Genomic DNA, 26,508 nt, shown 5'->3' with positions numbered 1-26,508 from the left:
CGATATGGGTCAGGCCGTCAGAAACACACTCCGCTTTCTGCTGAATGGCGAGACGGTTGAACTCGACCGCGTTTCGCCAACCGAAACCCTGCTCGATTATCTGCGCCTTTCCTGCAAATTGCGCGGTAGTAAGGAAGGCTGCGGCGAGGGCGATTGTGGTGCCTGCACCGTACTGGTTGGCAAGATCGTTGGTGACGAACTCGTCTATGAAAGCGTGAATGCCTGCATCCGCTTCGTGGGCTCGCTGGATAGTTGTCATGTCGTAACCATCGAGCATCTGCGCGGATCAGACGGCGGTCTGCATCCGGTGCAAAAGGCGATGATCGACTTCCACGGTTCGCAATGCGGCTTCTGCACGCCGGGATTCGTTATGTCGCTTTATGGTCTCTGGATGCGCAATCCAAAGCCTGCCGATGCTCAGATTGAGAAGGCGCTGCAAGGCAATCTCTGCCGCTGCACCGGCTATGAAGCGATCATGCGCGCGGCGCGCGCAATCTCCGATTACGGCACGTTGACCGATGATCCGCTCGCAAGCGAACGCGCCTATGTCATCAGCCAACTTAACGCCTTGCGCGATGGCGCACGGGTTGAAATCGGCAGCGGCAAAGACCGTCTTGTTGTACCTGCCGACCTTGATGACTTTGCCACTATCTATGCAGCCGAAGCCAAGGCGACCATCGTTGCCGGTTCAACTGATGTTGGCCTGTGGGTCACCAAGATGATGCGCGATATTTCGCCGGTGGTGTTCATCGGCCATCTCAATGAACTGCGCACCATTAGCGAAAAAGATGGTGTTATCAGCATTGGTGCGGGCGCCACCTATACCGAAGCCTTCTCATTTTTGGCAAAGCGCATTCCGGCGCTGGGAAGCTTGATCAATCGCATTGGCGGCGAGCAGGTACGCAACATGGGCACCATCGGCGGTAACATCGCCAACGGTTCGCCGATTGGCGACACGCCACCGCCATTGATCGCGCTCGATGCAAAGCTGACGCTGCGCAAAGGTGCTGAGCGTCGCACCATTCCTCTGCAAGAGTTCTTCATCGCCTATGGCAAGCAGGATCGTCAGCGCGGTGAGTTTGTGGAAGCCGTCCATGTGCCAGTGCCTGATGAGCGCAGCCAGTTCGCCATTCACAAGATCTCCAAACGTTTCGAGGAAGATATTACCGCAACGCTTGGCGCATTCCATCTCACGCTTGATGCTCAGGGCAATGTCGCATCCATCCGCATCGCCTATGGCGGTATGGCGGCAACGCCAAAGCGCGCGTTGAATGTTGAAGCAGCCCTTCTTGGCAAGCCGTGGAATGAAGCAACTGTCGAAGCAGTACTCGAAGCCTATGGTCTCGACTACCAGCCTTTGAGCGACATGCGCGCAACAGCCGATTATCGTTTGCTGGTTGCGAAGAATTTGCTCCGCCGTTTCTATGCTGAAACCCAAGGCGAAGCCGAGCCGTTGCGCGTTGTAGCTGCATAGGGAGGATGACATGAACAAGCATCCTGCAAATGAAATCAAAGCGGCACGCATTAAAGGTGGCGTCGCTACCGATCAGCGGCATGATTCAGCGCATAAGCACGTGACGGGCGAAGCGGTCTATATCGACGATATTCCGGAATCCGAAGGCACGCTGCATATCGGCGTTGGCTTCTCGACTGTGGCCCATGCCAAAATCACTGCCATTGATTTGTCCGCCGTGCGCGTGGCCCCCGGTGTGGTCGATGTGCTGACCTATAAGGATGTGCCGGGCGAAAACGATGTGTCGCCATCGGGCATGCATGACGATCCGATTTTCGCGGTCGATAGCGTACAGTTTCACGGTCAGCCGATCTTCGCGGTTGTCGCCCGCACTCGTGATCAGGCGCGCCGCGCAGCCCGCCTTGCCAAGGTCGAATATGAAGAAATGCCGGGCCTGTTCTCGATTTCCAATCTCGATGGTTACAAGGATAAGCTGGTTTTCACGCCTCTGACGCTCAATCGTGGTGATGCTCGCAAAGCCATTGATGAAGCCCCGCGCAAGGTCAAAGCCCGCATGACAATTGGCGGGCAGGATCATTTCTATCTCGAAGGGCAGGCTTCACTAGCCATCCCCGGCGAAGATGAAGACGTAACCATCTATTGCTCCACACAAGGGCCAAGCGAAACACAGCATCTGGTTGCTCATGCTCTTGGTGTGCCGAGCCATTCGGTGACGGTGGAAGTGCGGCGCATGGGTGGCGGTTTTGGCGGCAAGGAAACCCAGGCCAATCAATGGGCAGCGATGGCCGCAATCGCAGCCAAGAAGCACAAGCGCGCCGTGAAAGTCCGGCTCGACCGCGATGAGGACATGACCTCAACCGGCAAGCGCCATGATTTTGTGGTCGATTACGAAGTGGGCTTTGACGACGAGGGCAATATCCTCGGCGTCGATTATCTCTTTGCGCTGAACGCCGGTTTCTCTGCCGATCTGTCCGGTCCGGTTGGCGACCGCGCGCTGTTTCACTGCGACAATGCCTATTTCTTTCCCGCCGTTCATGCGCAATCCGCGCCGCTTTACACCAATACCGTTTCCAACACGGCATTTCGTGGTTTTGGCGGTCCGCAGGGCATGGTCGGTGCTGAGCGTGTGATTGAGGAGGTGGCTTTTGCTGTCGGCAAAGATCCGCTCGAAATCCGCAAGCTCAACTTCTACGATGCGATGGGAACAGACGGCACGCGCAATGTCACGCCTTATCACCAGAAGGTGGAAGACTGCATCATTCAGCGCATTGTGGCCGAGCTTGAGGAAAGCGCTGATTATGCGAAACGCCGTGAGGCAATCCGCGAATTCAACGCGAAAAGCCGTTATGTCAAACGCGGCATGTCACTGACGCCGGTCAAATTTGGCATCTCCTTCACCAAGACGGAATCCAATCAGGCAGGCGCGCTGGTACATGTCTATAATGACGGCTCTGTGCATATGAACCATGGCGGCACCGAGATGGGGCAGGGGCTTCATCTCAAAGTGGCGCAGGTTGTGGCCGAAGAGTTTCAGATTGATCTTGATCGCGTAAAAATCACCGCAACAACCACCGCAAAAGTGCCGAACACCGCGCCGACCGCCGCATCATCCGGGGCGGATCTGAACGGTATGGCGGCACAGGATGCAGCGCGTCAGATCAAGAAACGCCTCATTCATTTTGCAGCGCAGCAATATCAGGTGCCGGAAGATCAGGTGGTCTTCCTGCCAAACCGTATCCGCGTCGGCAATCAGGAAGTCAGCTTCAACGATTTAGTCAAACAAGCCTACATCGGACGCGTGCAGCTTTCCGCATCGGGTCATTATAAGACACCGAAAATCCATTGGGATCGCGCCAAGGGCAAAGGCCACGCTTTTTATTATTATGCCTATGGTGCTGCCTGCTCGGAAGTTTCTGTTGATACGCTGACAGGCGAATATGTGGTGGAACGCACCGATATTCTTCATGATACCGGGCGATCGCTCAACCGCGTCATTGATCTCGGCCAGATTGAAGGCGGTTTCGTGCAGGGCATGGGCTGGCTGACCACGGAAGAGCTTGTCTGGGACGACAAGGGCAGGCTGCGCACGCATGCACCATCGACCTATAAGATCCCTCTGGCCTCGGACCGCCCCAAGATTTTCAATGTAGCACTGACCGACTGGTCGGAGGCTTATGAGCCGACGATCCATCGCTCCAAGGCTGTGGGTGAGCCGCCGCTGCCACACGGCATGTCGGTGCTTTATGCGCTGTCGGATGCAGTGGCGAGTGTTGCCGATTACAAGATCAGTCCGCGCCTTGATGCGCCTGCCACGCCGGAGCGCGTGCTGATGGCTATCGAGCGGCTGCGAAGTCAGAAAGGCTGATGCGATGCTGGGCAGGCGGGACGACATAAGGGCGTTTCTGAATAAGCGGCCCGATAGTGTTCTGATCGAAGTCACCGATGTCCGAGGCTCTGCCCCGCGCGATGCGGGGGCGTGGATGCTTGTCGCCCGCGATATGATTTTTCGCACCATTGGCGGCGGGCAGCTCGAATATATGGCAATCGATCATGCCCGGAAGATTTTAGCGGGCGGCAAAGATTCCCCGATGGATGTTCCTCTTGGCCCCGAGATTGGCCAATGCTGCGGCGGTCGCGTGGCTTTGGGCTTCAAACGCGTAAACCGTGGCCTTGCAGAAGAACTGGTCATTAAAGTTGATGCAGAAATCGCCACTCGCCCACACGTCTATGTCTTTGGCGCAGGCCATGTCGGCGATGCTTTGGCTTATGCGCTGTCGCTTACACCTGTGCGCGTTATTCTGGTCGATACGCGCGAAGTGGAGCTTATGGCCGTCGATGCGCCGGGCGTTGAAACCTGCCTTGCAGCCATGCCCGAACATGTGGTGCGTTCCGCTCCACCGGCAAGCGCATTTATCGTGCTGACCCACGACCATGCGCTTGATTTTCTGATCGTGGCGGAGGCTTTGCAGCGCCGCGATGCCGTCTATGTCGGCATGATTGGCTCAAAAACCAAAAAAGCCACTTTCAAGAATTGGTTGAAAAACGAATTCGGCGACGCTGATTTGTTTGAAAAGCTCGTCTGTCCGGTTGGCGGTGCGCTCGTCAAAGACAAGCGCCCGGAAGTTATTGCCGCACTGGCTGCAGCAGAGGTTCTGACTACTGTGCTGACGTCGAGCAAAGTCGTGCAATTGGTCTAAGCCAGCAATTCCTTGATCTGCCGCTGGCAGCGCTCCGTCATAAAGTCGATGATCAAACGCACTTTCGGGTCCTGAAAACGCTTGTGCGGATAGATCGCGGCAAGCTGGATCGACGCTGGCGGTGTGCTTTCAAGAATCGGAACCAGCCGCCCGTCTCGGATATATTCCTTCACCTCAAACAGCGGTTTGTTGATGATTCCGCGCCCGCCAAGCGCCCATTGCGTCAATACGTCGCCGTCATCGGAGTCGTAAGGTCCGGTGATCTCAAACTTCCGCAGGCCCTCGGCTGTTTGCAGCGACCAGTAGAACTCTTTCGAGCCGGGAAAGCGTAAAAGCAGGCAATCGTGTTGCTCGCTGAGAAGCTCATCGGGCGATTGCGGCGTGCCGCGTTTTGCAAGATATTCGGGGGCAGCGCAGATAACGCGTTCGCAGTTTAAAATGCCGCGCATGCGCAGATTTGAGTTTTCCAGAACGCCCAGCTTGAAGGCCACATCGACGCTTTCGCTCATAATATCGATGTCGTGGTCAGATAGTCGCAGGCGCACTTCTATATCCGGATATTTGTCGTGAAACTCCGGAATCCCCGATGCAATCAGCCTTCGACCCAGCCCAAGAGGGGCGGTAATCCGAATCGATCCCTTCGGATTTTTGGCCAATTCTGCCACCGCTGCTTCCGCTTCATCGACCGCTTCAAGGATCTTTATCGCACCGTCATAAAAGATGCGGCCATGCTCGGTTGGGGTCAATTTGCGTGTCGTTCTGTTGAAGAGCCGCACACCCAAATGCTTCTCCAACTCCTTGATTCGATTGCTTGCAACGGCTGGGGAGGCGCGCTGGTCGCGACCCGCCGCCGATAGATTTCCCAATTCGACGACGCGCACAAATACACGCAGATTATCAAGGTAAGACATGCGTACGTTCCACCATTGTATAGTTTTTTTTGAAAGTGATGGTCTTGATGCGACGTTCACACAGGCGCAAAGCTTTGGCAAATACTAAACTAACAAAATATGGGAACTAAGAATGGGAGTGCCGCATGTATGATCTTGCCGTGGCCTGGGACTGGCTGGGCTTCGCTGCGCGGTGGCTACACGTCGTCACTGCAATCGCGTGGATCGGCTCGTCTTTCTATTTTATCGCGCTCGACCTCGGTCTGCGCCAGCGTCCCGGCTTGCCCGTCGGTGCGCATGGCGAGGAGTGGCAGGTCCATGGCGGTGGCTTCTATCACATCCAGAAATATCTGGTCGCGCCTGCCGAGATGCCTGAACACCTGACATGGTTCAAATGGGAATCCTACGCCACATGGCTGTCGGGCTTCACGCTTCTCTGCATCGTCTATTATGCGGGCGCTGATCTTTATCTGGTCGATCCGAATGTGCTCGATGTCTCTGCAACCACTGCGATTGCCATCTCGATTGCGTCGCTGGCCTTTGGCTGGATCGCCTATAACACCATCTGTAAGCTGATGCTCGGCAAGAGCGATACGCTGCTGATGATCATTCTCTACGTCATTCTGGTGTTCATGGCCTGGGGCTATACGCATCTGTTCACGGGTCGTGCAGCGTTCCTGCATTTGGGTGCTTTCACCGCGACCATCATGTCTGCCAACGTGTTTATGGTCATTATTCCGAACCAGAAAATCGTGGTGGCTGATCTGATTGCCGGTCGCAAGCCTGATCCGAAATACGGTAAGATCGCCAAACAGCGCTCAACGCATAACAACTATTTGACGCTGCCGGTTCTGTTCCTGATGCTCTCGAACCATTACCCGCTGGCATTTGGCACCGAGTTCAACTGGATCATCGCTTCGCTGGTGTTCCTGATGGGCGTCACAATCCGCCACTGGTTCAACACGCGCCATGCCCGCAAAGGCAACCCGACTTGGACATGGCTTGTGACGGTGCTGCTGTTCATCGTGATCATGTGGCTGTCCACTGTGCCTAAAATTCTGACGGGTGAACCGGAAGAGCAGAAGATTTCATCGCTGCAACAGAGTTTCATTTCGGACCCGCACTTTGATAAAGTGCGGGATACCGTTCTCGGACGTTGCGCAATGTGTCATGCTAAGGAACCCGGCTGGGAAGGCATCATCGCGCCACCCAAGGGTGTAGTGCTTGAAAATGATCGGGAGATCGCGGCCCATGCCCGCGAAATCTATTTGCAGGCTGGTCGTTCCCATGCCATGCCGCCTGCCAATGTGACTGGCGTGAGCAATGAGGAGCGCAAGCTTCTCGCTTCCTGGTATGAATCTGCGACTGCTGGAGCAAAGCAATAATGACCAAACTTCTCATCCGTGGCCGTGTGCTGAGTTTTCGTGAAGAACCGCAAGCTCTGGATGATGCGCAATCCTATCGCTATATCGAAGATGGTGCCGTGCTGGTTGAAAATGGCCGCATCGCGCGCCTTGGCGACTATGCAGATGTGAGCGCCGAAGTGGGGCATGATGTTGCGGTTGCAGACCATCGCCCGCATCTTATTTTGCCGGGTTTCATCGATACACATATTCACTATCCGCAGACGCAGGTTATCGCGTCCTATGCGGCTAATCTTCTTGAGTGGCTCAACACCTATACATTCGTGGCAGAGCAGAAATTTGCCGATGAGCAGCACGCGGAATTTATCGCTGAGCGCTTTCTGGACGAGTTAATCCGCCATGGCACAACCACCGCTGTCGCCTATTGCTCGGTGCATCCACAGAGCGTCGATGCCTATTTCCGTGCGTCGCAGCATCGCAACATGCGTATGCTTGGCGGTAAAGTCATGATGGACCGTAACGCGCCGCCAGCACTCTGCGATACGGCACAATCGGGTTATGATGACAGCAAGCAGTTGATTGCCCGCTGGAACGGCAAGGACCGCCTTGATTATGTGATCACGCCACGTTTTGCGATCACGTCAACGCCAGGACAGCTGGAAGCAAGTCAGGCGCTTGCCCGCGAACATCCTGAATGTTTCATCCAGACGCATCTGTCGGAAAATCACGAAGAGATCGAATTCACGAAATCGCTCTATCCGAATGCGCCTGACTATCTTGGTATCTATGAGCATTATGGACTTCTCGGCGAAAAGACTTTGCTGGGGCACTCCATTCATCTTGAAGAGCGCGAAGTGAAAGTAATGACAGAGACCGGTTCGGTCGCGGTCTTCTGCCCGACCTCGAACCTGTTTCTCGGTTCCGGCCTGTTCGACCGTGATCGCCTCAAAGCATCGGGCGTGCGCATGGCAGTCGCAACCGATGTCGGCGGCGGCACCAGCTTCTCGATGCTGCGCACGCTGGATGAGGGTTACAAGGTTCTGCAATTGCGCGGCAACCGTCTCAATCCGTTCCAGTCATTTTATATGATGACGCTCGGCAATGCCCGTGCGCTGTCGATGGAAGACAAGATCGGCACGTTGGAAGAGGGCACAGAGGCCGATATTGTGGTGCTGGATTCATCCGCCACATCAGCCATGCGCCTGCGTATGGCCGCTGGCGCCAATCTTGAGCAGGAATTGTTCTTGCTGCAAACGCTCGGCGATGATCGCGCGATTGTCGAAACCTATGTGGCGGGCAAGCCGCTAAAGGCTGAGTTGGCCTAAAAAATCTCTGGAGGAGGGAGAGGGAGGACCTGCGGCGGAGAAATCTGCTGCGGGTCTTCTTTTTTGTTACATTTCCTCCGGTCGTTTGCCGCCCATCGCATGGGTCAGATCATCCGCCGTTGAACGAATGAGCGGCCCAAGCTGTTCAAGTTTTTGCCGTGGCAGACGCACCGCAGGCCCGGACACGGAAATCCCTGCAATTGCTTCGCCATGCTCGTTGAAAATAGGCGCTGCAATGCAGCGCATGCTAAGCGTGTGCTCTTCATCGTCAATCGACCAGCCGCGAGTGCGGATTGCCTGAATATCTTTGAGCAGTAGAGGCAATGTATCGAGCGTATGCTCAGTAAAATGCTCCAGCACTTTACCCGAAAGCGTGCGCGCAATCTCAGTATCCGACCATGTGGAGAGCACGGCCTTGCCAATGCCGGATGCGTGAATAGGTCCGCGACGACCCGGACGAAAGAAAGCGCGCATCGGTGCATGGCTTTCGACCTGCGAGATGAAAACCACGTCGCCACCATCTTCGATGCCGATATTGGCGGTCTCGCCGCTCGCCTCCATCAATGATTTGAGATAGGGCCGCGCCAGTGTGCCGAGCTTGCGGAAACGCCGAAATGCATTGCCGATTTCAAATGCCTTGACGCCGATGGTCCAGTCGCCGCTTTCCAGATCGTGCGAAACCATGCCGTGATTGGCAAGCGAGGTCAGAAGCCTATGCACCGTGGATGGTGCCATCTGGCTTGCGTCGGCAAGATCGGTCAGCGTCGAACCATCATTTTCAGCAATGAGCGCCAGAAGCTTGAGGCTACGATCCAGAACCTGAACAGATGAGGGTGCTGCATTTTCCGCAGCCTTGCGACCCCGCTTTGCTTTTGTCTGTTCCATACGCCGCCTCCGATTCCCTGCTCACTCATCACTACCGCATCAACGTTCCATCCGAAAGTGCATGCTGATTATCTCCATTTCGTTGAAAATCCTTATTTCCGCATAATGGTATGCATTTCCATTTTTATAGAATAGTTTTTGAATATGGATTATTTTTCCGTTGGAGGAGATCAACATGGCCAGAATGCGTGCAGTGGATGCAGCCATACTTGTGCTGGAGAAGGAAGGGATCGATTGCGCCTTTGGTGTGCCGGGTGCTGCGATCAATCCGTTTTATTCGGCCATGCGGGCACGGGGTTCGATCCGTCATATTCTGGCGCGTCATGTTGAAGGCGCTTCGCATATGGCCGAAGGTTATACGCGCGCAAAGCACGGCAATATTGGCTTGTGCATCGGCACGTCCGGCCCTGCTGGCACCGATATGATCACCGGGCTTTATTCGGCATCCGCCGATTCAATTCCAATCCTCTGCGTTACAGGCCAAGCTCCCCGCGCGCGTCTCGACAAAGAGGACTTTCAGGCAGTCGATATCGCCAAGATCGCGGCCCCTGTTACCAAATGGGCGGTCACGGTTATGGAGCCTGCACTGGTGCCTTTTGTTTTCCAAAAGGCATTTCACATCATGAAGTCGGGTCGCCCCGGCCCGGTGTTGATCGATTTGCCCATCGATGTCCAGCTCGCCGAAATCGAGTTTGACATCGATACTTATCAGCCGATGGAGGCTTACAAGCCATCAGCCACCCGCGCGCAGGCCGAAAAGGCAATTGCGATGTTGAACGATGCGGAACATCCGCTGATCGTTGCAGGCGGTGGCATCATCAACGCCGATGCGTCTGATCTTCTGGTCGAGTTTGCTGAAATCACCGGCATTCCGGTTATCCCAACCCTGATGGGCTGGGGCGTTATTCCTGATGATCATCGCCTGATGGCGGGCATGTGCGGTTTGCAGACCTCGCATCGTTATGGCAATGCCACTTTGTTAGCCTCCGATATGGTGATCGGCATCGGCAATCGTTGGGCCAACCGTCATACCGGCAATGTCGAAACCTATAAAAAAGACCGTAAGTTCATCCATATCGATATTGAACCCACGCAAATTGGCCGTGTGTTCGCACCCGATTTCGGCATTGTTTCAGATGCTGCCAAAGCGCTCAAACTGTTACTGGATGTTGCGACCGAATGGAAGACGGCTGGTAAGCTGCGCGACTGGTCCAGCTGGGCGCTGGAATGCGCCGAGCGCAAGAAAACCATGCTGCGCAAGACCCATTTTGATCAGACACCGCTCAAACCTCAGCGCGTTTATGAAGAGATGAACCGGGCCTTTGGCCGCGATACTTGCTATGTCACGACCATTGGTCTGAGCCAGATTGCTGGTGCGCAGTTCCTGCATGTCTATCGCCCGCGCAATTGGATTAATTGCGGTCAGGCTGGTCCCTTGGGCTGGACATTGCCAGCAGCGCTTGGCGTCCGCGCAGCCGACCCTGATCGCCCGATTGTTGCACTGTCCGGCGATTATGATTTCCAGTTCATGATTGAGGAACTGGCGGTCGGCGCACAGCACAAGCTGCCTTATATTCATGTGGTCGTGAACAATTCTTATCTCGGCCTCATTCGTCAGGCGCAGCGCGGCTTCAACATGGATTTCGAGGTCAGCTTAGCGTTTGATAACATCAACGCATCGGGTGACGCGGAAAAGGGCTATGGCGTCGATCATGTCGCGGTCGCCGAAGGCTTAGGCTGCAAGGCAATCCGGGTGCGAAGCCCGAACCAGTTTGCCGAGAGTTTTGAACACGCAAAGGCGTTGATGGCAGAACATCAGGTGCCGGTTGTGCTTGAATTCATTCTCGAACGTGTCACCAATATCTCCATGGGAGCTGACATCGATCAGGTTGTCGAGTTTGAGGAACTGGCCGAGCGTGGCGAAGATGCGCCAACTGCCATTGCCGTATTGTTAGACTAGATTAAGAGGGAGGCGGAAATGCCAAGATTTGCAGCCAATCTGACTATGCTTTTCAATGAAGTGCCGTTTATGGAGCGCTTTGCACTGGCAGCGAAAGCGGGTTTTAAAGGGGTCGAATATCTCTTTCCATATGACTTCAACCGTCACGAGCTGAAGGCAGCACTTGACCGTCATAATCTGGCACAGGTGTTGCACAATCTTCCCGCAGGCAATTGGGCTGTCGGCGAGCGGGGTATTGCGGTTCTGCCGGGTCGGATTGACGAGTTTCGCCGTGGTGTTGCGGACGCGATTGATTACGCGACTGCGCTCAATTGTTCGCAGGTCAATTGCCTTGCAGGACTTGCGCCGCAGGGCGTCGACCCGGACGCATTGCGCGCAACATTTGTCAGCAATTTGCGGCTTGCCGCGCGCGAATTTGGCAAGCATGGCATCCGCCTGCTGATCGAGCCAATCAACCATTACGACATGCCGGGCTTTTATCTCAACACGGTTGAGCAGGCGGTGTCGATTATCGATGAAGTCGGCAGCAACAACCTGTTCATCCAATATGATCTTTATCACCAGCAGCGCACGCGGGGCGAACTGATCGCCACTTATGAGCGCTACAAGCCGCTGATTGCACATATTCAGCTTGCCGATAATCCGGGCCGTAACGAGCCTGGAACGGGCGAAATCAATTATCCATATGTGTTTGAAGCGCTGAAAAATGCTGGATACAAGGGCTGGATCGGTTGCGAATATAAGCCAAAGACCACCACCGAAGAGGGGCTTGGATGGTTCAAACAGGATGAAGCCGAACGGCTTACCGCATAGGGGGAACGGTCATGACAAATATTGGTTTTATCGGGCTTGGCATTATGGGCAAGCCAATGGCGCAGCATTTGCAAAATGCGGGCTATAAGCTTTTTACCTCTAAACACTCGAAAGCACCCGATAAAGATTTGCTCGATGCTGGGCTGAGCGTACTCGACACCCCAAAGGCAGTGGCAGCGGAATGCGAAACCATCATTCTTATGCTGCCGGATACGCCGCAGGTTGCGGATGTTCTGTTCAGCGAAGGCGGCGTTGCCGAAGGTTTGGGCAAAGGCAAAACGCTCATAGATATGAGTTCGATTTCCCCGATTGAGACGAAAGAATTTGCGAAAAAGGTTCGCGCGACGGGTGCGGAATATATCGACGCGCCGGTGTCGGGCGGCGAAGTCGGTGCGAAGAATGCCAGCCTTTCCATCATGGCAGGCGGTGTGCAGGATGCCTTTGACAAGGCGCTGCCACTGTTAAAGCTGATGGGCAAAAACATCACGCTGGTGGGCGATTGCGGCGACGGCCAGACCACAAAGGTTGCAAACCAGATCATCGTTGCACTCAATATTGAAGCGGTGGCCGAAGCGCTGGTCTTCGCATCGAAAGCGGGAGCCGATCCGGCAAAGGTGCGTGAAGCGCTGATGGGCGGCTTTGCGTCCTCGCGTATTCTCGAAGTGCACGGCGAGCGTATGATCAAGCGAACATTCAATCCGGGTTTCCGCATTGCGTTGCACCAGAAGGATTTGAATCTGGCTTTGCAGGGCGCAAAAGCGCTGGGCGTTTCGCTGCCCAACACGTCAATGGCACAGGAATTGTTCAACTCCTGCGCTGCACACGGCGATGATGGTCTCGATCATTCCGGGCTCGTGCGTGCGCTCGAACGCATGGCCAATCACGATGTGGCTTAATCCTCGAATTTGATTTCTCTGGAGGGGAGAAGATGGAGCTGGCGATCTGGAGGGAGATGGCTGGCTCCATTGCTTTTATAAGCGCAGCACGAAATAGTGTTGTGAAACAATAATCAATATCGGGAATCTCATGACTGCCATCACCGATCCGAAGAAGTTTCTGACCAGCCTGTTTGATGCAGCGGTTGCGGCTGCTGATCCTGAACTGGTTATCCGCGCCAACCTGCCTGCCAAGCCCAAGGGCCGGACGATTGTGATCGGTGCAGGCAAGGGTTCGGCGCAGATGGCAGCCGCATTCGAGCGTGCATGGGCCGAGCGGCAGGAGGGCGAGGACGCACCGATCGAAGGTGTTGTCGTCACGCGTTATGGTTATGGCGCGCCTTGCAACACGATTGAGATCATCGAAGCATCACATCCGGTGCCCGATGATGCCGGGCTTACGGCCTCAAAACGGCTGTTCGATGCCGTGTCCAATCTCACCGAAGATGATCTGGTCGTTGCACTTATTTCAGGTGGTGGCTCGGCTTTGCTGCCTTCGCCGCCAGACGGTCTGACACTTGCCGACGAGACCGCTGTCAACAAGGCTTTGCTGGCTTCCGGTGCGCCGATCTCGGCCATGAATGCTGTGCGAAAACACCTGTCGACCATTAAAGGCGGCAGGCTGGCAGCGCACGCACATCCGGCAAAAGTCTTCTCGCTGGTGGTTTCCGATATTCCCGGCGACAACCCGGCCTTTGTCGCGTCCGGCCCAACCGTGCCTGATGCAACATCTCGCGATGATGCGCTTAAAATCATTGAACGATACAGACTTGAACTGCCCGATGCCGTGCTTGCGCATATCAAAAGCGAGAAATCTCATGCGCCGAAGCCTGACGACAAGGTCTTTGCTGACAACGAAGTGCGGGTGATTGCATCAGCCGCCGTGTCGCTGGAAGCAGCCGTAAAGGAAGCCGAGCGTCATGGGGTCGAGGCGGTGATCCTGTCCGATTCAATGGAAGGTGAAGCACGCGAAGTGGCGCATGTTCATGCGGCAATCGCGCGCGAAGTTGGGGATCGTGACCGCCCGTTCAAAAAACCGATTGTGCTGCTGTCAGGTGGTGAAACCACCGTCACCATCCGCGCCAAAGGCGGCAAAGGTGGTCGCAACAGCGAGTTTCTGCTGGCTTTCGCGCTCGATATTGATGGCTACAGCAATATTCACGCGCTGGCTGCGGATACGGATGGCATTGATGGCTCCGAAGAAAATGCCGGTGCCTTTGCCGATGGCACGACCGCGTCGCGTTTGCGCGATGCGGGTGAGGATGGTGCTGCACGGCTGAACGCCAATGATGCATGGAGCGCATTTGATGCACTCGATGATCTTTTCATGCCGGGGCCGACCGGCACCAATGTCAACGATCTCAGAGCTATTCTCATAGTCGCTTAGCGCTCAAGCAAAGGGGAGCGGCGTTAAGTTATAACGACTCAGAATCCGCAATCGGGATTCTGTTATAACGATTCATCCTTCTTTGCGGGAAAGCGGTCGTCATCAATCAGGATGCGGTTGGCGGCGCCATCCAGATCTTCATACTGACCATTTTTCAGCGACCATAGAAAGCCCGCAAGGCCCAGAACACCCAGGCCAAGCGCAATAGGAATAAGGAAAAGCAGTCCGCTCATTTGTGCGCTTCCTTAAGAACAACAGCAGGTGCGACAGTGTTTTGTACCGGCTGTTTTTGCTTTCCGGCTCTGAGCCGCATGGCGTTGCTCACAACCACAATCGATGACAGCGACATCGAAAGTGCGGCCACCAGCGGCGTGACATAGCCGAAAATTGCAATCGGCACAGCAATGATATTATAGCCGATGGAAAGCGCAAAGTTCTGGCTGATCAACCGGCCCGCTTCTTTTGACACCGCAAATGCCAGCGGCACGGCCGACAGGCTTTCGCGCAGGAACACGAAATCGGCAGCGTTGCGGCCAATATCGGCTGCCGTTGCTGGAGCCATCGAAACGTGGGCCGCCACAAGCGCTGGTGCATCGTTGAGCCCATCGCCGACCATCAGCACCTTGCGGCCATCAGCGGCCAGTCCCTGCACAAGCTGTGATTTGTCAGCAGGCAGAACTTCGCCGCGATATTGGTCAACACCAAGATAGCCAGCAAGCTTCTTCACCGCAGGCAGTTTATCGCCAGAGATAATCTCAAGCTTCAAACCATTACGCTTCAGCGTACCAATCGCGGCGGCTGCATCTTCACGCGGCTGATCTTCAAAGCGGAAAGTTTCAACAAGCGTACCATCGATGGACAGGCAGGTTTCCGGCCCATCTGAAAGACCAGCATTTGCATGGCTGTCCGCCCATTCGCGCTTGCCAAGCCGATAGATCGTGCCGTTCAGTTCGGCTTCAATACCAGCGCCCGGAATTTCCTCAATGCGCGTGAAGGCAGTCATCGGCTTGGCACCGGAAAACAGCGCGAGCGCCCGTGACAACGGATGGCGCGAATAAAGCGAAAGCTCGGATGCAATTTCAAGATGGCTTGGATTAATCGCATCGAGATCAATCAGGCGCGGCTGGCCGAGCGTCAGTGTGCCGGTCTTGTCGAAGACGGCAGTATCGACCTCCGCCATGCGTTCCATGGCCGAGCCGTCCTTGATCATGATACCGTTTTCAAACAGGCGGCGCGCCGCAACCACCTGAACAATCGGCACCGCCAGCGCCAGCGCGCAAGGGCAGGTGATAATGAGTGTGCAGATCGCAATATAGATCGAGCGGTACCAGTCGCCGCCGGTATAAATCATCCAGCCGACAAAAGCCGCAAAGGCAATCGTATGCACCATCGGTACATAAAGCTCCGATGCGCGATCAGCGAGACGGCGATAAAACGCGCGGCCACCCTCAGCCACGTCCATAAGGCGCACCATTTCAGCAAGGAACGAATCCTTTGCTTCAGCGGTTGCACGAATGACAAGCGGTGCGGAGAGGTTCATGGTTCCCGCGCGAATATCCGAGCCGGGACCGACGGGCACCGCATCACTTTCGCCCGATGCAATCGCGCAATCAAGTTCTGAACGACCGTCTTCGACCTTGGCATCCACCGGCACGCGTTCACCGGCGGCAAGAATAATGCGCATTCCGGGGCGGATTTCATTGACTGGCAGATAGTTGCGCTCGTCATTCTCGCCGATCACCACGGCACCGCGCGGGCTTAGTTGCGCGAGACCGCGCACCGCAGAACGTGCGCGCGCACGCATTAAATAGTCGAGTGTGCGGCCAATCAGCAGGAAGAACAACAGCGAAACCGAAGCGTCGAAATAGGCGTGCTGGCCATGGTTCATCGTCTCATAAACGCTCATGCCAAAGGCGAGCGAAATAGCGAGCGCAATCGGCACATCCATGTTGACGCGGCGCGTGCGCAGCGCATTCCAGGCGGAAACATAGAAAATCCGGCCCGAATAAATCAATGTCGGTAAAGCGATCAGACCGGAAATCCAGTGAAACATATCGCGGGTGGCAGCATCCGCACCCGACCAGACGGCAACCGACAACAGCATCACATTGCTCGATGCAAAGGCTGCAACGCCCAGCGCAATCAAGAGCCGCGTGAAGGTCGGGTCTTTGTCCTGCACCATATCGAAAATATGCGCTTCATAACCAAGGCGGCGCAGCGGATCGACGACATCTGGCGGGGTTTCACCGTCCTTCCAGCGAATGGTAACGCGGCGTGCCGTGAGATTAACGCGCACATAGGTAACGCCACTGATCTTGCCGAGCGCATCTTCAATCGTTTTGATGCAAAGCCCGCAATGAACGCCGGGAACCGAGAGATCAAGCTGGCGCAGGCCGTCGCCGAGTGCGCGGCTTGCAACCTGCATTTCATCCGGTGACACCGACTGAATGACAGTGGCTATTTGTGCATTTTCAACGCAGCAACTCATAAAATCCTCCCGTCCTTCACCAGAACGCGGATGATGTGGCGATAAGGGTCTTCAAGTTTGTAATCGTCGCTAGCGACGGCGTTGACTTCCATGATCCACGCGCCTTCATCAAGCGTCAGCGGAGCGCTGAGCAAGCCGTCTTCTGCAACAGCGAGATCCACTTTGGTGTCATGTGCATCGCCGACAGGGCGCTTAAATTCAACTGTGCCGCCAATCATCACAACGGCTTTGCCGTCGCGATCATTCAGGCGCCATGAGAAGACACCTTCTTCGAGCGCTGGCTGCGACTGCCAGCCAAGGGCTGCCTGCTCTTTGCCGGTTTCGGCCTTGTCGTTGAATTCCTGACTGGCGACATAGGTGTTCTTGACAACCAGTCCGCTCCAGCTGCTCACAGCCTTATAAGCCATGGTCATGTTAACCGCGATGATGACACCGAAGAAGGCGAACATAATGCCCAGCATGTGCCATCCGGTGAAGCCATTGGTGGTCTTTGATTTCACTGACATTATCGCTTCTCCCCGATCGTTTCTGGAGCCATGAAGGTTGCTTTGTAGCGTGCATGTTCCGCGCCGTCCGCGTCACGCACTTCGATTTCATAGTCGGAGCGGGGCTCCGTAATGGCATCATGCGGCAGGGTGACGAAAACGCGCAGCGTTTTCAGCCTGTCCGGTTCAACCGGCACATCATAATCGCCGTCTGCGTTGAGGTTTTCATCCTGCACAGTCAGTTTCGCACCGGGTAGCCCTTCAATCGAAAGACGGAAAGTGCGCGGAACCGGGATCATGTTGAGAAGCTTGACCGTGTAGCCGTTGCGGATCGAACCATCCGACAGCAGCACATATTGCGGTGTGCGGTCATGCAACACATTGATGCCAATGCGCTGACGCATCGACAGCGAAATCACCAGCGTGAGGCCAATCAGCGCCCAGACGATGAAGTAGAACAGGATGCGCGGACGCAGGATCTTCTTCCACGACAGATGTTCAACGGTAGAAGATAGCTTGTTCGGTGCTTCATAAACCCGCGCCGGGTTGATTGGTTCTGTACCATTGTTGGTGGCAAGCGCCATGTTCCAGTCGTAGTCGGCAAGTGTTGCATAGGAGATCAGACCGCGCTCTTTGCCGACCTTGTCCATCACATTGTCGCAGGCATCGATGCAGAGCGCGCAGGTGATGCATTCAAGCTGCTGACCATCGCGAATATCAATTCCCATTGGGCAGGCGGCAACGCAGGCATTGCAATCCACGCAATCGCCGACTGTTTCACCAGCGGCTATTGCCTTCTTGGAATGGCGTGAACGGGGTTCGCCACGCCAGTCATTATAGGTTACAGTCAGCGAGTTTTCATCAAGCATCGCTGCCTGAATGCGCGGCCATGGGCACATATAGGTGCAGACCTGCTCGCGCATCAGCCCGCCGAAAACGTAAGTTGTGGCTGTGAGGATAGCGACAGTTATATAGGCGACAGAGGCTGCTTGGCCGGTGACAAAATCGACCAGCAGCGTGGGCGCATCAGCAAAGTAGAAAATCCACGCGCCACCCGTCAGCACACCAATCAGCAACCAGATTGAATGCTTTGTGACACGCTTCCAGACTTTGTCGAAGCTCCATGGCGCTTTGTCGAGCTTCATGCGGGCGTTGCGGTCGCCTTCAATGGCGCGCTCGACAACGAGATAAAGGTCAACCCATACAGTCTGCGGGCAGGTATAGCCACACCATGCGCGGCCCGCCGCCGATGTCACCAGAAACAAGCCAAGGCCCGCCATAATGAGCAGACCCGCGACGTAATAAAATTCCTGCGGCCAGATTTCGACAAAGAAGAAATAGAAGCGGCGATTGGCAAGGTCGATCAGCACGGCCTGATCGGGCGCATAGGGGCCGCGATCCCAGCGCAAAAATGGTGTTAGGTAGTAAATACCCAACGTGATGAACATGATGATCCATTTGAAGCGGCGGAAATTGCCCGTCACACGCTTCGGAAAAATCTTTACCCGTGCCGCATAGAGCGACTTCCCACTTTTGGGGAGACGGGTCTTGGGGGAATTGACTGCCTGAACGTCTATCCGTTCGACATCGTCTGACATTTGCCTTGCTCCTCAAGTGTGACGCCGGACAGACAGAAGCTGGCTTGCCGGTTGTTTCGCACTTGTCTTGATTGAGAGCGGGGTGATTATTCGCCGTCCGTTCTGATGCATTTCTCGTTTGGCTGGCCCCGAATTGCCGTCACGCCGGGGCCAGCTGAAGCTTGGGTATTATTCACCACCGCCGAGCGAGTGGACGAAGATTGCGAGCTGCTTGACGGTTGCATCGCCAAGGCGGGCTTCCCATGCAGGCATCACGCCATGTTTTGGACGCGCAACCTGCTTGGCGATTGCGTCTTCACCCGAACCATAGAACCAGATCGCATCTGTGAGGTTCGGAGCGCCGAATTCGCGCAAGCCCTTGGCATCCGGGCCGTGGCAGACAGCACAGTTTTCAGCGAAAACCTGCTTGCCAGCTGGGATCATGTCCGGGTTATGCGGGGTGCCGGAAAGGCTGACCACATAGGCCGCAACATCGCGAACCTGTTCTGGTTCAAGCACATCGACAAAGGCTGGCATTTCTGAAACGCGGGTATCCGCATCATCGGGCGAACGCACACCATGACGGATGGTGGTGAGAATGTCGTCAACCGAACCACCCCACAGCCAGTCATCATCGTTGAGGTTTGGATAACCCGGAGCGCCTTGTGCGCCGGTGCCATGGCACTGCACACAGTTCACGCGGAACGCAGCCGCACCGCCAGCAATCGCATATTGGCGCAGGTTTTCATCCGCGATGATCTCATGCACATCCTTGGCATTGATCTGGTCCATAATGCCCTGACGATCGGCTGCGATCTGTGCGTTTTCTTTCCAGAAATCGCCACGGCTCGACCATTCATAAAGACCAGCCGTTGAGCTTGAGATCAGCGGCCATGCCGGATAGGCAATCACATAGGCTGCGGCCCAAACGATGGTCGCATAGAAGGTCCACAGCCACCAGCGTGGCATTGGGTTATCGAGTTCCTGAATACCGTCCCATTCATGGCCGGTTGTGGGTACGCCACTGACGTCATCAACTTGTTTGTCAGTCATTTTTGTCGTCCTTGAACGGTATTTCCTTCGCTTCATCGGCTTTCTTTTTGCTTCCAGGACGGAAAGCAAAAAGCACCACGAAGACAAAGAACAGAGCCATCGCAAGCAGGCCCCAACTATCGGCGAAAGTGCGCAGGGTGTTGTAATCCATGGCTAATTCTCCGCGTTATCGTGCTTTGGGGGACTGGTCGTAGGTCGAGAAGTCGACGAGCGTGCCGAGCATCTGGAGATAGGCAATCAATGCATCCATCTCCGAAATGACCTGCGGGTTGCCGTCAAAGTCGCCAACTTTCGCCTTGGGGTAGCGTTCGAGAAGAGCAGTCGTGTCGGCGTCTGGCTCGGCCTGTGCTTTCAAATCAGCGAGCGCGTTATCGACCATCTCTTGGCTATAAGGCACGCCAACAGCAACATTGGCTTTGAGATTGGCCGAAATATCACTGATTTTCAGCGGGTTGTTGAGCAGGAAGCCGTAATTCGGCATGACCGATTCCGGCACCACGTCACGCGGGCGTACCAGATGCTGCACATGCCATTCGTTCGAATAGCGGCCACCGACGCGCGCGAGGTCTGGCCCCGTGCGCTTCGATCCCCACTGGAACGAATGGTCATACATGGATTCCGCTGCCAGAGAGTAATGGCCGTAACGCTCCACTTCATCGCGGAACGGACGGATCATCTGGCTGTGGCAGAGGTAGCAGCCTTCACGCACATAGATGTCGCGGCCTGCGAGTTCCAGCGGTGAATAGGGACGCATCCCTTCCACCTTCTCGATGGTGTTTTCGAGATAGAATAGCGGGGCGATTTCCACGATACCGCCAACGGTTACAACAGCCAGCGAGGCGATCAGCAACAGCGTTGCGTTTTTCTCCAGTGTGGAGTGTTTTTTCAGAAAAGACATAAATCACACTCCTTATTCGGCTGGCTGAACAGCTGCGCCAACCACAGGCTGCGCACCGCCCATAGGGGCTTCCTTGCGCAGATTGCCGCGAATGGTCTGATAGACGTTCCAGGCCATAACCAGTCCACCGGCGAGGTAGAGAACGCCGCCCAGCGTACGAATGACGTAGTAAGGGAACATGGCAGCAACGGTTTCGACGAACGAGTAAACGAGGAAGCCCTGGCTGTCGTATTCGCGCCACATCAGACCCTGCTGGATACCGGCAACCCACATAGCGGCGGCGTAGAGCACAATGCCGAGTGTAGCTAACCAGAAGTGCCAGTTGACCATGCGGATCGAATAGAGACGTTCACGGTTCCACAGCTTTGGCGTCAGGTAATAGACCGCAGCAAAGGTGATCATGCCGTTCCAGCCAAGCGCACCCGCATGAACGTGACCAATGGTCCAGTCGGTGTAATGTGACAGCGAGTTAACCGCTTTGATTGACAGCATCGGACCTTCAAAGGTCGCCATGCCGTAGAAGGCGATAGCAGCAACCATCAGACGGATGATCGGATCGGTACGAACCTTGTCCCAGGCACCTGAAAGCGTCATCAGACCGTTGATCATGCCACCCCATGAAGGCATCCACAGCATGATCGAGAACACCATGCCGAGTGTCTGCGCCCAATCGGGAACAGCGGTATAATGCAGGTGGTGCGGACCAGCCCAGATATAGAGAAAGATGATCGACCAGAAGTGCACGATCGACAGACGGTAGGAGTAAACCGGACGGTTCGCCTGCTTCGGTACGAAGTAGTACATCATGGCGAGGAACGGCACGGTCAGGAAGAACGCCACCGCGTTATGACCATACCACCACTGCGTCACCGCATCCTGAACGCCTGCGAAAGCCGAATAGCTCTTCACGCCCAGGAACGAGACCGGGATCGCCAGATTGTTAATGATGTGCAGCATCGCAATGGTGACGATGAAGGACAGGTAGAACCAGTTTGCCACATAGATATGTGGCTCCTTGCGCCGCAGGACGGTGCCAAGGAACACGGCAAGATAGGCGACCCAGACGATGGTCAGCCAGATATCGACATACCATTCTGGTTCAGCATATTCGCGGCTCTGCGTAATGCCGAGCAAGTAGCCGGTTGCAGCCATCACGATGAAGAGGTTGTAGCCCCAGAACACAAACCATGCGAGATCGCCGCCAAACAGACGCGCGCGGCAGGTGCGCTGCACGACGTAAAACGACGAGGCCAGCAAGATGTTTCCGCCAAATGCAAACACAACGCCCGATGTGTGCAAGGGACGCAGGCGACCGAAGTTGAGATATGGCTCAAAGTTCAAATCAGGGAAGGCGAGCTGTGCTGCGATCAACACGCCGACCAGAAAGCCAACGACACCCCAAAACACGGTTGCAATGACGCCATAGCGGATTGGCCCGTCCATATAGGTCGATGTGTCGACCTTTTTGGGAGACAGGCTGTAATCTGCATTGCGCATCAGCAGAATGGTGAAAATGGCGAGTACGGCGAACAAAATCCACATATGGATTCTGAACAACTCATCATGAGAAAATCCGGCCAGAAGCACGGCAAAAAGTGCTCCCAGACCAGACAGGACTGTTCCAGCGGCGTAGTTCATCTAATCCCCTCGCAGCAAAGTCAGAAGCTGTCCCAAAAAAGACAACTATAGCGATAGGGTCTCTATCGGCTCTTTGTGCGCGAGCGTCATTGATCTAAATCAAACAACGCTAATCGGGCCTGCGACGAATTGGGAGTTTTGGGGAAACCAACAGGCTGCTGTGCTGCGATCAGCTACTTATTCCGCGGCCTGCGCGGAGATAATGACCATGGCGCGCAAGCCACCTTCCGGGCGATTCTGAAGCTGAACTTCGCCACCCATCCTGATTGCGGCCATTTTGACGATTGCAAGGCCAAGACCGCTGCCATTTTCACTTCTGTTGGCACCGCGATAAAAGCGCTCGGTTACGTGTGCCATATCTTGTGGCGGAATGCCGGGACCGTCATCTTCGACTGTGAAAACGACCTGATCGCCCGCCTTTTCGAGGCTGCATCGCACCGAGCCGCCTTCAGGTGAATGGTTGACCGCATTCTCGATCAGGTTGCGCATGGCGAGCGTGAAAAGATGCGGATATTGCATCGTCACAAGCGGTAGATTGTTTGGCAGTTCGATTTTTACGCCACGATGCGCTGCAAGCATACGCATGTCGGTTGAGATCGAAACCAACAGCTGACAGGCGGGTTCTGGTGCCGGTGGCTCCATTTCATCGCCCGTTTCAAGGGCTGCAAGATCCAGCAACTGATTGACGAGACGGCTGGTGCGATCAACACCCGCTGCAATTTGCCGAACTGCATTGATACGCATGGCGTCGTCTTTGGCACCCTCGGCGATTTGTGCCTGAGTCTTCAGACCAGCAAGCGGGGTCTTGAGTTCATGTGCGGCGAAGATCGCGAAATTGCGCTCGCGCTCACGTGCTTCTTCGACGCGATGAAAAAGATCATTCAACGCTGAGACCGCAGGAGCAATTTCTAATGGCAGATTGTCTTGCGGTAATGGTCGCAAATCCCGTGCATCGCGTCTGGACAAAGTGCGAGCGAGGTTGCTCAGCGGGTTAAGTCCGCGCCTGACATAAAGCCAGATCAGCAGGGCCAGAATTGGCAGCATTAACAGCGCAGGCAGGATCACGCCCGTCACCACATTCTGCACCAGTCGTTCGCGCACCGAGAGACTGTCACCAACCATTACACGCAACCCAAGCTTGGTGTTTTCAACGGCAAAAACCCGCCAGCGTTCGCCCGCGACAACCGTATCGGAAAAGCCGTTAGCAACATCGGTCAGCCGCTCGCCCGGAGCGCTTTCAGACCGCCCCACGAGCCTGCCATCAATTGCCCAAATCTGGCAGAAAAGCTGACGGTCATAATGAGGAAAATCATCCATTGGCTTAAATGAGAGCTGTCCGCCATCACCTTCGGGGTTGACCTCAACACGCCGCTCGGTCAGCAGCGAATTGACCATGCGCGCCGCTTCCATCAGGCGTGCATCCAGCACTTTTTCGAGCTTTGATTGGGTGCTCACATGAATCCATATCACAGCGAAAAGCCAGACAAGACAGGTGATGCCGATTAATATTCCGGTGAGACGATTGCGAAGCGAATTCATGCCTGTGCTCCGCCGAGCCTATAGCCGACACCGCGCACAGTTTCGATGAAGCCTGCGCCAAGCTTGGATCGCAGATGATGAATATGCACCTCGACTGCGTTGCTTTCGACTTCTTCTTGCCAGCCATACAATGCTTCTTCAAGCGATGACTTGGAAACAGTGGCGGTTGGGCGTTCCATCAATGCGCGCAATATTGAAAATTCACGACGTGTCAGGCGCAGTGGCTCGCCGTTGAACTGCACTGACATTTCAGCAGGATCAAGCTCCACACCGCGCCATTCAAGGGTGCTGCTTGCGCGCCCTGTACCGCGCCGGGCAATGGCACGCACACGCGCTGCCAATTCATGCAGATCAAACGGTTTGCCGACATAATCATCCGCGCCCGCATCAAGCCCTGCAATGCGCTCGGGCACCTGATCACGCGCGGTTAGCAGCAGAACCGGCGTATCATCGCGGGCCTGTCGCATGGATTTGAGAATGTCGAGACCAGAGCCGTCTGGCAGCATCAGATCAAGCACAACGGCATTGTAGTTTTGCGCAGCAAGCGCGGCATCCGCATCGCCACAACTTGCTACCGCATCGACGGTGAAACCAGCCAATCCCAGGCCCACGGATAGCCCGTCGAGCAAGATTGGATCGTCTTCAACCACCAGAATGCGCATGTTGGTTCCTGCTTTCACCTTGTTTTATTGGTAGTTGAGCTTCTCGCTTCGTCAGCTTAAGGCTGCCTTAAGCTGACAACAGCATTTGCTTTTTACAACCTAATTCATTTTCGAGAATCAGATTATCCAAATGCGCTTTTTCACGATACTCGTCGCTTTTATTTTAGTCGCTCTTTCACCAGCACTGGCTGCAAATCCGCTGCCGGTCGATGATGCCTTTCGTTTAAGTGTTGCGAAGGATGGCGACAACCGGCTTCTGCTGAACTGGCAGATAGCAGATGGTTATTATCTCTATCGCGATCATATCGAAGCCAAAGATGCGAAAGGCGCAGCACTCAGCGTTGATACGCAACCGGGTATTGCCAAAGATGATCCGAATTTCGGGCGGCTCGAAGTCTATTACACACGCACGAGTGCAAGTGTTTCAGCGAGTAGCGAACCCATCGAGCTGACCTATCAGGGCTGTCAGGAAGACGGCATTTGCTATCGGCCTGAAACCCGCACCATTGATCCGGTGACGCTCGCCGTCAGCTCTCAGATGGGCAAGGCGTTGACGCAAAATTCCCCCTTCCAAGCGGGGCCTGCATCCGCATCGCCGACACAGGTTGCCAGCAAAGCTTTCGCGCTTGCCCCCGAAAAGGGCCTGATCGAAAACCTTCTTGAGCAGGGCGGTTCTGCACTGGTGATTGCAGCTTTCCTCGCTTTCGGTGTGCTGCTGGCCTTTACGCCCTGCGTGTTTCCAATCTATCCGATTGTCGCGGGAACGCTGGCGCGAGAAGGTGAAAAACTGACTGCGAAACGCGGCTTTGTTCTTTCCAGTACCTATGTGGTGAGCCTCGCTTTGGGCTTTGCGGTCGTCGGTGCAATTGCTGGCTGGTCGGGCCAGAATTTGCAAATGGTGCTGCAATCCAAATGGATGGCGCTTGCACTGGCTGGCATCTTCACATTGCTTGCTTTGTCAATGTTCGGCTTGTTCCAGCTTCAGCTCCCATCGTCGTGGGTCAGTGCAATCTCGGCTAAAACCGGCCAGCGCACCGGCTCCAAGCGCTCTGCTGCAATCCTTGGCTTTTCTTCGGTTTTGATTGTCGGGCCTTGCGTGACCGCACCTTTGGCTGGCGCACTGCTTTATATTGCGCAGACGGCCAATGTTGCGCTTGGAGCCAGCGCGCTCTTTGCGCTTGGCATAGGCAAAGGGCTGCCACTGATTGCTTTTGCGACGCTGGGTGCTGGCACGCTTCCACGTGCTGGAGCATGGATGGAGGCGGTCAAACAAGTGTTTGGCTTTGGTTTTCTTGCCACGGCCATTTTCATGGCTGCACCTTTGCTGCCATCAGGCGTGGATATGGTTCTGTGGGCTTTGCTGCTGTTTGGCGTGGCGTGTTTCGCTTTTATCAAAATCCCGCACCGCAACCTTGTTGCGCGCACGATTGGAACGGCTGCGTTTGTCTATGGCGTTATTCTGATGGTGGGTGTTGCGTCTGGCGGTCGCGATCCGTTGCAACCGCTGGCAGCATTAGCTAATCGAGATGTTAACCATAATTCAGCCGCGTTGCGATTCGCGCCGGTTGAAACGGTTTCTGCCCTTCAGGAAAAGCTGGACGCGGCGCACGGCGACAAGCCGACGCTGGTCTATTTTACGGCAGACTGGTGTGTCAGTTGCTCCGCGGTGGAGCGGCGCGTCCTGCCGGATGCAGGTGTGAAGAAAGCGCTTGGCGGATATCAGCTTATCAAAGCCGATGTCTCGGACCTTAATGCGGGCAATGCCGATCTGATGGCGAGGCTCAAAGTGGCAGGTCCGCCGACCATGATTTTCTTCAACAATGCCAGCAGAGAGCCTGAAGGTACACGATTGGTTGGCGATGTTTCGTCAGCAACGATTGAGCGTTCGGTTGGGCTTCTGAATAGCACGCAGAAGCAGGGCGGCGCTTTTAATTAGAT

22 protein-coding genes are annotated in these 26,508 nt (G+C 55.3%); 10 read left to right on the top strand and 12 right to left on the bottom strand.

All coding sequences use genetic code 11. The features are described from left to right. The first annotated feature begins 4 nt into the window (after positions 1–4). From xdhA to xdhC, 3 genes are read left to right on the top strand one after another with little or no spacing between them, the layout of a single operon-like run. Positions 5–1,474 (top strand): xanthine dehydrogenase small subunit, encoded by a 1,470-nt coding sequence (xdhA, locus tag J2782_RS07050; protein ID WP_310010889.1) that lies wholly within the window; start codon positions 5–7, stop codon positions 1,472–1,474. Positions 1,475–1,484: 10 nt separating this feature from the next. Continuing rightward, on the top strand, positions 1,485–3,839 hold the full coding sequence (gene xdhB / locus J2782_RS07045) for a xanthine dehydrogenase molybdopterin binding subunit (protein WP_310010888.1): 2,355 nt from the start codon (positions 1,485–1,487) through the stop codon (positions 3,837–3,839). Positions 3,840–3,843: 4 nt separating this feature from the next. Further along, a complete protein-coding gene (xdhC, locus tag J2782_RS07040; protein WP_310010886.1) occupies positions 3,844–4,671 on the top strand; it encodes a xanthine dehydrogenase accessory protein XdhC in 828 nt (275 codons plus the stop codon). On the opposite strand, the gene J2782_RS07035 is transcribed toward xdhC, so the two are convergent. Continuing rightward, positions 4,668–5,582 carry a LysR family transcriptional regulator gene (locus tag J2782_RS07035; protein ID WP_310010885.1) on the bottom strand — a complete coding sequence of 305 codons (915 nt, stop codon included), beginning with the start codon at positions 5,580–5,582 and terminating at the stop codon, positions 4,668–4,670. The two genes, xdhC and J2782_RS07035, sit on opposite strands and share 4 nt — an antisense overlap. Before the next feature lie 125 nt (positions 5,583–5,707). On the opposite strand from J2782_RS07035, the gene J2782_RS07030 reads away from it, so the two are divergent. Together J2782_RS07030 and guaD are read left to right on the top strand one after the other, a co-directional pair. Next, positions 5,708–6,946 carry a urate hydroxylase PuuD gene (locus J2782_RS07030; protein WP_250040120.1) on the top strand — a complete coding sequence of 413 codons (1,239 nt, stop codon included), beginning with the start codon at positions 5,708–5,710 and terminating at the stop codon, positions 6,944–6,946. After that, positions 6,946–8,250 (top strand): guanine deaminase, encoded by a 1,305-nt coding sequence (gene guaD, locus J2782_RS07025; RefSeq protein WP_310010884.1) that lies wholly within the window; start codon positions 6,946–6,948, stop codon positions 8,248–8,250. Before J2782_RS07030 ends, guaD begins: the two co-directional genes overlap by 1 nt. A gap of 66 nt (positions 8,251–8,316) precedes the next feature. Here the strand turns inward: guaD and J2782_RS07020 are convergent, their stop codons facing one another. After that, positions 8,317–9,135: an IclR family transcriptional regulator gene (locus J2782_RS07020; protein WP_310010883.1), complete on the bottom strand. Its 819-nt coding sequence runs from the start codon at positions 9,133–9,135 to the stop codon at positions 8,317–8,319. A 175-nt stretch (positions 9,136–9,310) separates the two neighbouring features. On the opposite strand from J2782_RS07020, the gene gcl reads away from it, so the two are divergent. The 4 genes from gcl to J2782_RS07000 all read left to right on the top strand — a co-directional run bounded on the left by gcl (position 9,311) and on the right by J2782_RS07000 (position 14,230). Then, complete coding sequence (gcl, locus tag J2782_RS07015; RefSeq protein WP_310010882.1) at positions 9,311–11,095, top strand: glyoxylate carboligase; 1,785 nt, start codon at positions 9,311–9,313, stop codon at positions 11,093–11,095. 18 nt (positions 11,096–11,113) lie between these two features. Beyond that, positions 11,114–11,908 (top strand): hydroxypyruvate isomerase, encoded by a 795-nt coding sequence (gene hyi / locus J2782_RS07010; RefSeq protein WP_310010881.1) that lies wholly within the window; start codon positions 11,114–11,116, stop codon positions 11,906–11,908. Positions 11,909–11,919: 11 nt separating this feature from the next. Then, positions 11,920–12,804, top strand: coding sequence for a 2-hydroxy-3-oxopropionate reductase (locus J2782_RS07005; protein ID WP_310010880.1), 885 nt, complete (start codon positions 11,920–11,922; stop codon positions 12,802–12,804). A gap of 130 nt (positions 12,805–12,934) precedes the next feature. Further along, positions 12,935–14,230, top strand: coding sequence for a glycerate kinase type-2 family protein (locus J2782_RS07000; protein ID WP_310010879.1), 1,296 nt, complete (start codon positions 12,935–12,937; stop codon positions 14,228–14,230). A 62-nt stretch (positions 14,231–14,292) separates the two neighbouring features. Here the strand turns inward: J2782_RS07000 and ccoS are convergent, their stop codons facing one another. The 10 genes from ccoS to J2782_RS06950 all read right to left on the bottom strand — a co-directional run bounded on the left by ccoS (position 14,293) and on the right by J2782_RS06950 (position 24,570). Beyond that, positions 14,293–14,463, bottom strand: coding sequence for a cbb3-type cytochrome oxidase assembly protein CcoS (ccoS, locus tag J2782_RS06995; protein ID WP_079211522.1), 171 nt, complete (start codon positions 14,461–14,463; stop codon positions 14,293–14,295). Beyond that, the gene (locus J2782_RS06990; protein WP_310010878.1) at positions 14,460–16,718 is read right to left on the bottom strand and encodes a cation-translocating P-type ATPase; all 2,259 of its coding nucleotides are present in this window, start codon (positions 16,716–16,718) and stop codon (positions 14,460–14,462) included. The genes ccoS and J2782_RS06990 overlap by 4 nt, the downstream gene beginning before the upstream one ends. Continuing rightward, complete coding sequence (locus J2782_RS06985; protein ID WP_310010876.1) at positions 16,715–17,224, bottom strand: FixH family protein; 510 nt, start codon at positions 17,222–17,224, stop codon at positions 16,715–16,717. The genes J2782_RS06990 and J2782_RS06985 overlap by 4 nt, the downstream gene beginning before the upstream one ends. Then, positions 17,224–18,801 carry a cytochrome c oxidase accessory protein CcoG gene (gene ccoG / locus J2782_RS06980; protein ID WP_310010875.1) on the bottom strand — a complete coding sequence of 526 codons (1,578 nt, stop codon included), beginning with the start codon at positions 18,799–18,801 and terminating at the stop codon, positions 17,224–17,226. The genes J2782_RS06985 and ccoG overlap by 1 nt, the downstream gene beginning before the upstream one ends. Before the next feature lie 168 nt (positions 18,802–18,969). Then, positions 18,970–19,833, bottom strand: a complete 864-nt coding sequence (ccoP, locus tag J2782_RS06975; protein ID WP_310010874.1) for a cytochrome-c oxidase, cbb3-type subunit III — start codon at positions 19,831–19,833, stop codon at positions 18,970–18,972. Then, entirely contained in the window at positions 19,826–19,984 is a 159-nt protein-coding gene (locus tag J2782_RS06970; RefSeq protein ID WP_139973434.1) for a cbb3-type cytochrome c oxidase subunit 3, read from the bottom strand. The genes ccoP and J2782_RS06970 overlap by 8 nt, the downstream gene beginning before the upstream one ends. A 15-nt stretch (positions 19,985–19,999) precedes the next feature. Further along, the gene (gene ccoO / locus J2782_RS06965) at positions 20,000–20,731 is read right to left on the bottom strand and encodes a cytochrome-c oxidase, cbb3-type subunit II (RefSeq protein ID WP_310010873.1); all 732 of its coding nucleotides are present in this window, start codon (positions 20,729–20,731) and stop codon (positions 20,000–20,002) included. Positions 20,732–20,743: 12 nt separating this feature from the next. Beyond that, on the bottom strand, positions 20,744–22,369 hold the full coding sequence (gene ccoN / locus J2782_RS06960) for a cytochrome-c oxidase, cbb3-type subunit I (protein WP_310010872.1): 1,626 nt from the start codon (positions 22,367–22,369) through the stop codon (positions 20,744–20,746). 177 nt (positions 22,370–22,546) lie between these two features. Then, positions 22,547–23,908 carry an ATP-binding protein gene (locus J2782_RS06955; RefSeq protein ID WP_310010871.1) on the bottom strand — a complete coding sequence of 454 codons (1,362 nt, stop codon included), beginning with the start codon at positions 23,906–23,908 and terminating at the stop codon, positions 22,547–22,549. After that, the gene (locus J2782_RS06950) at positions 23,905–24,570 is read right to left on the bottom strand and encodes a response regulator (RefSeq protein WP_310010870.1); all 666 of its coding nucleotides are present in this window, start codon (positions 24,568–24,570) and stop codon (positions 23,905–23,907) included. Before J2782_RS06950 ends, J2782_RS06955 begins: the two co-directional genes overlap by 4 nt. A 130-nt stretch (positions 24,571–24,700) precedes the next feature. Here J2782_RS06950 and dsbD point away from each other — a divergent pair, with 130 nt between their 5' ends. After that, complete coding sequence (dsbD, locus tag J2782_RS06945; RefSeq protein ID WP_310010869.1) at positions 24,701–26,506, top strand: protein-disulfide reductase DsbD; 1,806 nt, start codon at positions 24,701–24,703, stop codon at positions 26,504–26,506. Positions 26,507–26,508 lie beyond the last annotated feature (2 nt).

The organism is Brucella pseudogrignonensis (assembly GCF_031454375.1).
In the GTDB taxonomy this organism is placed as follows: Bacteria; Pseudomonadota; Alphaproteobacteria; order Rhizobiales; family Rhizobiaceae; genus Brucella; species Brucella pseudogrignonensis_A.
Note: the sequence above shows the minus strand (reverse complement) of the source record. Positions and strands in the feature narration are given on the sequence as shown.

Excerpts from the sequence above, each read along its gene's own strand:
- ccoS (WP_079211522.1), bottom strand. The coding sequence starts at position 14,463 with ATGAGCGGACTGCTTTTCCTTATTCCTATTGCGCTTGGCCTGGGTGTT.
- ccoP (WP_310010874.1), bottom strand. The coding sequence starts at position 19,833 with ATGACTGACAAACAAGTTGATGACGTCAGTGGCGTACCCACAACCGGC.
- J2782_RS06955 (WP_310010871.1), bottom strand. The coding sequence starts at position 23,908 with ATGAATTCGCTTCGCAATCGTCTCACCGGAATATTAATCGGCATCACC.
- J2782_RS07030 (WP_250040120.1), top strand. The coding sequence starts at position 5,708 with ATGTATGATCTTGCCGTGGCCTGGGACTGGCTGGGCTTCGCTGCGCGG.
- guaD (WP_310010884.1), top strand. The coding sequence starts at position 6,946 with ATGACCAAACTTCTCATCCGTGGCCGTGTGCTGAGTTTTCGTGAAGAA.
- J2782_RS06985 (WP_310010876.1), bottom strand. The coding sequence starts at position 17,224 with ATGTCAGTGAAATCAAAGACCACCAATGGCTTCACCGGATGGCACATG.
- xdhB (WP_310010888.1), top strand. The coding sequence starts at position 1,485 with ATGAACAAGCATCCTGCAAATGAAATCAAAGCGGCACGCATTAAAGGT.
- J2782_RS06970 (WP_139973434.1), bottom strand. The coding sequence starts at position 19,984 with ATGGATTACAACACCCTGCGCACTTTCGCCGATAGTTGGGGCCTGCTT.
- dsbD (WP_310010869.1), top strand. The coding sequence starts at position 24,701 with ATGCGCTTTTTCACGATACTCGTCGCTTTTATTTTAGTCGCTCTTTCA.
- gcl (WP_310010882.1), top strand. The coding sequence starts at position 9,311 with ATGGCCAGAATGCGTGCAGTGGATGCAGCCATACTTGTGCTGGAGAAG.
- xdhA (WP_310010889.1), top strand. The coding sequence starts at position 5 with ATGGGTCAGGCCGTCAGAAACACACTCCGCTTTCTGCTGAATGGCGAG.
- J2782_RS07005 (WP_310010880.1), top strand. The coding sequence starts at position 11,920 with ATGACAAATATTGGTTTTATCGGGCTTGGCATTATGGGCAAGCCAATG.
- ccoG (WP_310010875.1), bottom strand. The coding sequence starts at position 18,801 with ATGTCAGACGATGTCGAACGGATAGACGTTCAGGCAGTCAATTCCCCC.
- J2782_RS06950 (WP_310010870.1), bottom strand. The coding sequence starts at position 24,570 with ATGCGCATTCTGGTGGTTGAAGACGATCCAATCTTGCTCGACGGGCTA.
- ccoO (WP_310010873.1), bottom strand. The coding sequence starts at position 20,731 with ATGTCTTTTCTGAAAAAACACTCCACACTGGAGAAAAACGCAACGCTG.
- ccoN (WP_310010872.1), bottom strand. The coding sequence starts at position 22,369 with ATGAACTACGCCGCTGGAACAGTCCTGTCTGGTCTGGGAGCACTTTTT.
- hyi (WP_310010881.1), top strand. The coding sequence starts at position 11,114 with ATGCCAAGATTTGCAGCCAATCTGACTATGCTTTTCAATGAAGTGCCG.
- xdhC (WP_310010886.1), top strand. The coding sequence starts at position 3,844 with ATGCTGGGCAGGCGGGACGACATAAGGGCGTTTCTGAATAAGCGGCCC.
- J2782_RS07020 (WP_310010883.1), bottom strand. The coding sequence starts at position 9,135 with ATGGAACAGACAAAAGCAAAGCGGGGTCGCAAGGCTGCGGAAAATGCA.
- J2782_RS07035 (WP_310010885.1), bottom strand. The coding sequence starts at position 5,582 with ATGTCTTACCTTGATAATCTGCGTGTATTTGTGCGCGTCGTCGAATTG.
- J2782_RS07000 (WP_310010879.1), top strand. The coding sequence starts at position 12,935 with ATGACTGCCATCACCGATCCGAAGAAGTTTCTGACCAGCCTGTTTGAT.
- J2782_RS06990 (WP_310010878.1), bottom strand. The coding sequence starts at position 16,718 with ATGAGTTGCTGCGTTGAAAATGCACAAATAGCCACTGTCATTCAGTCG.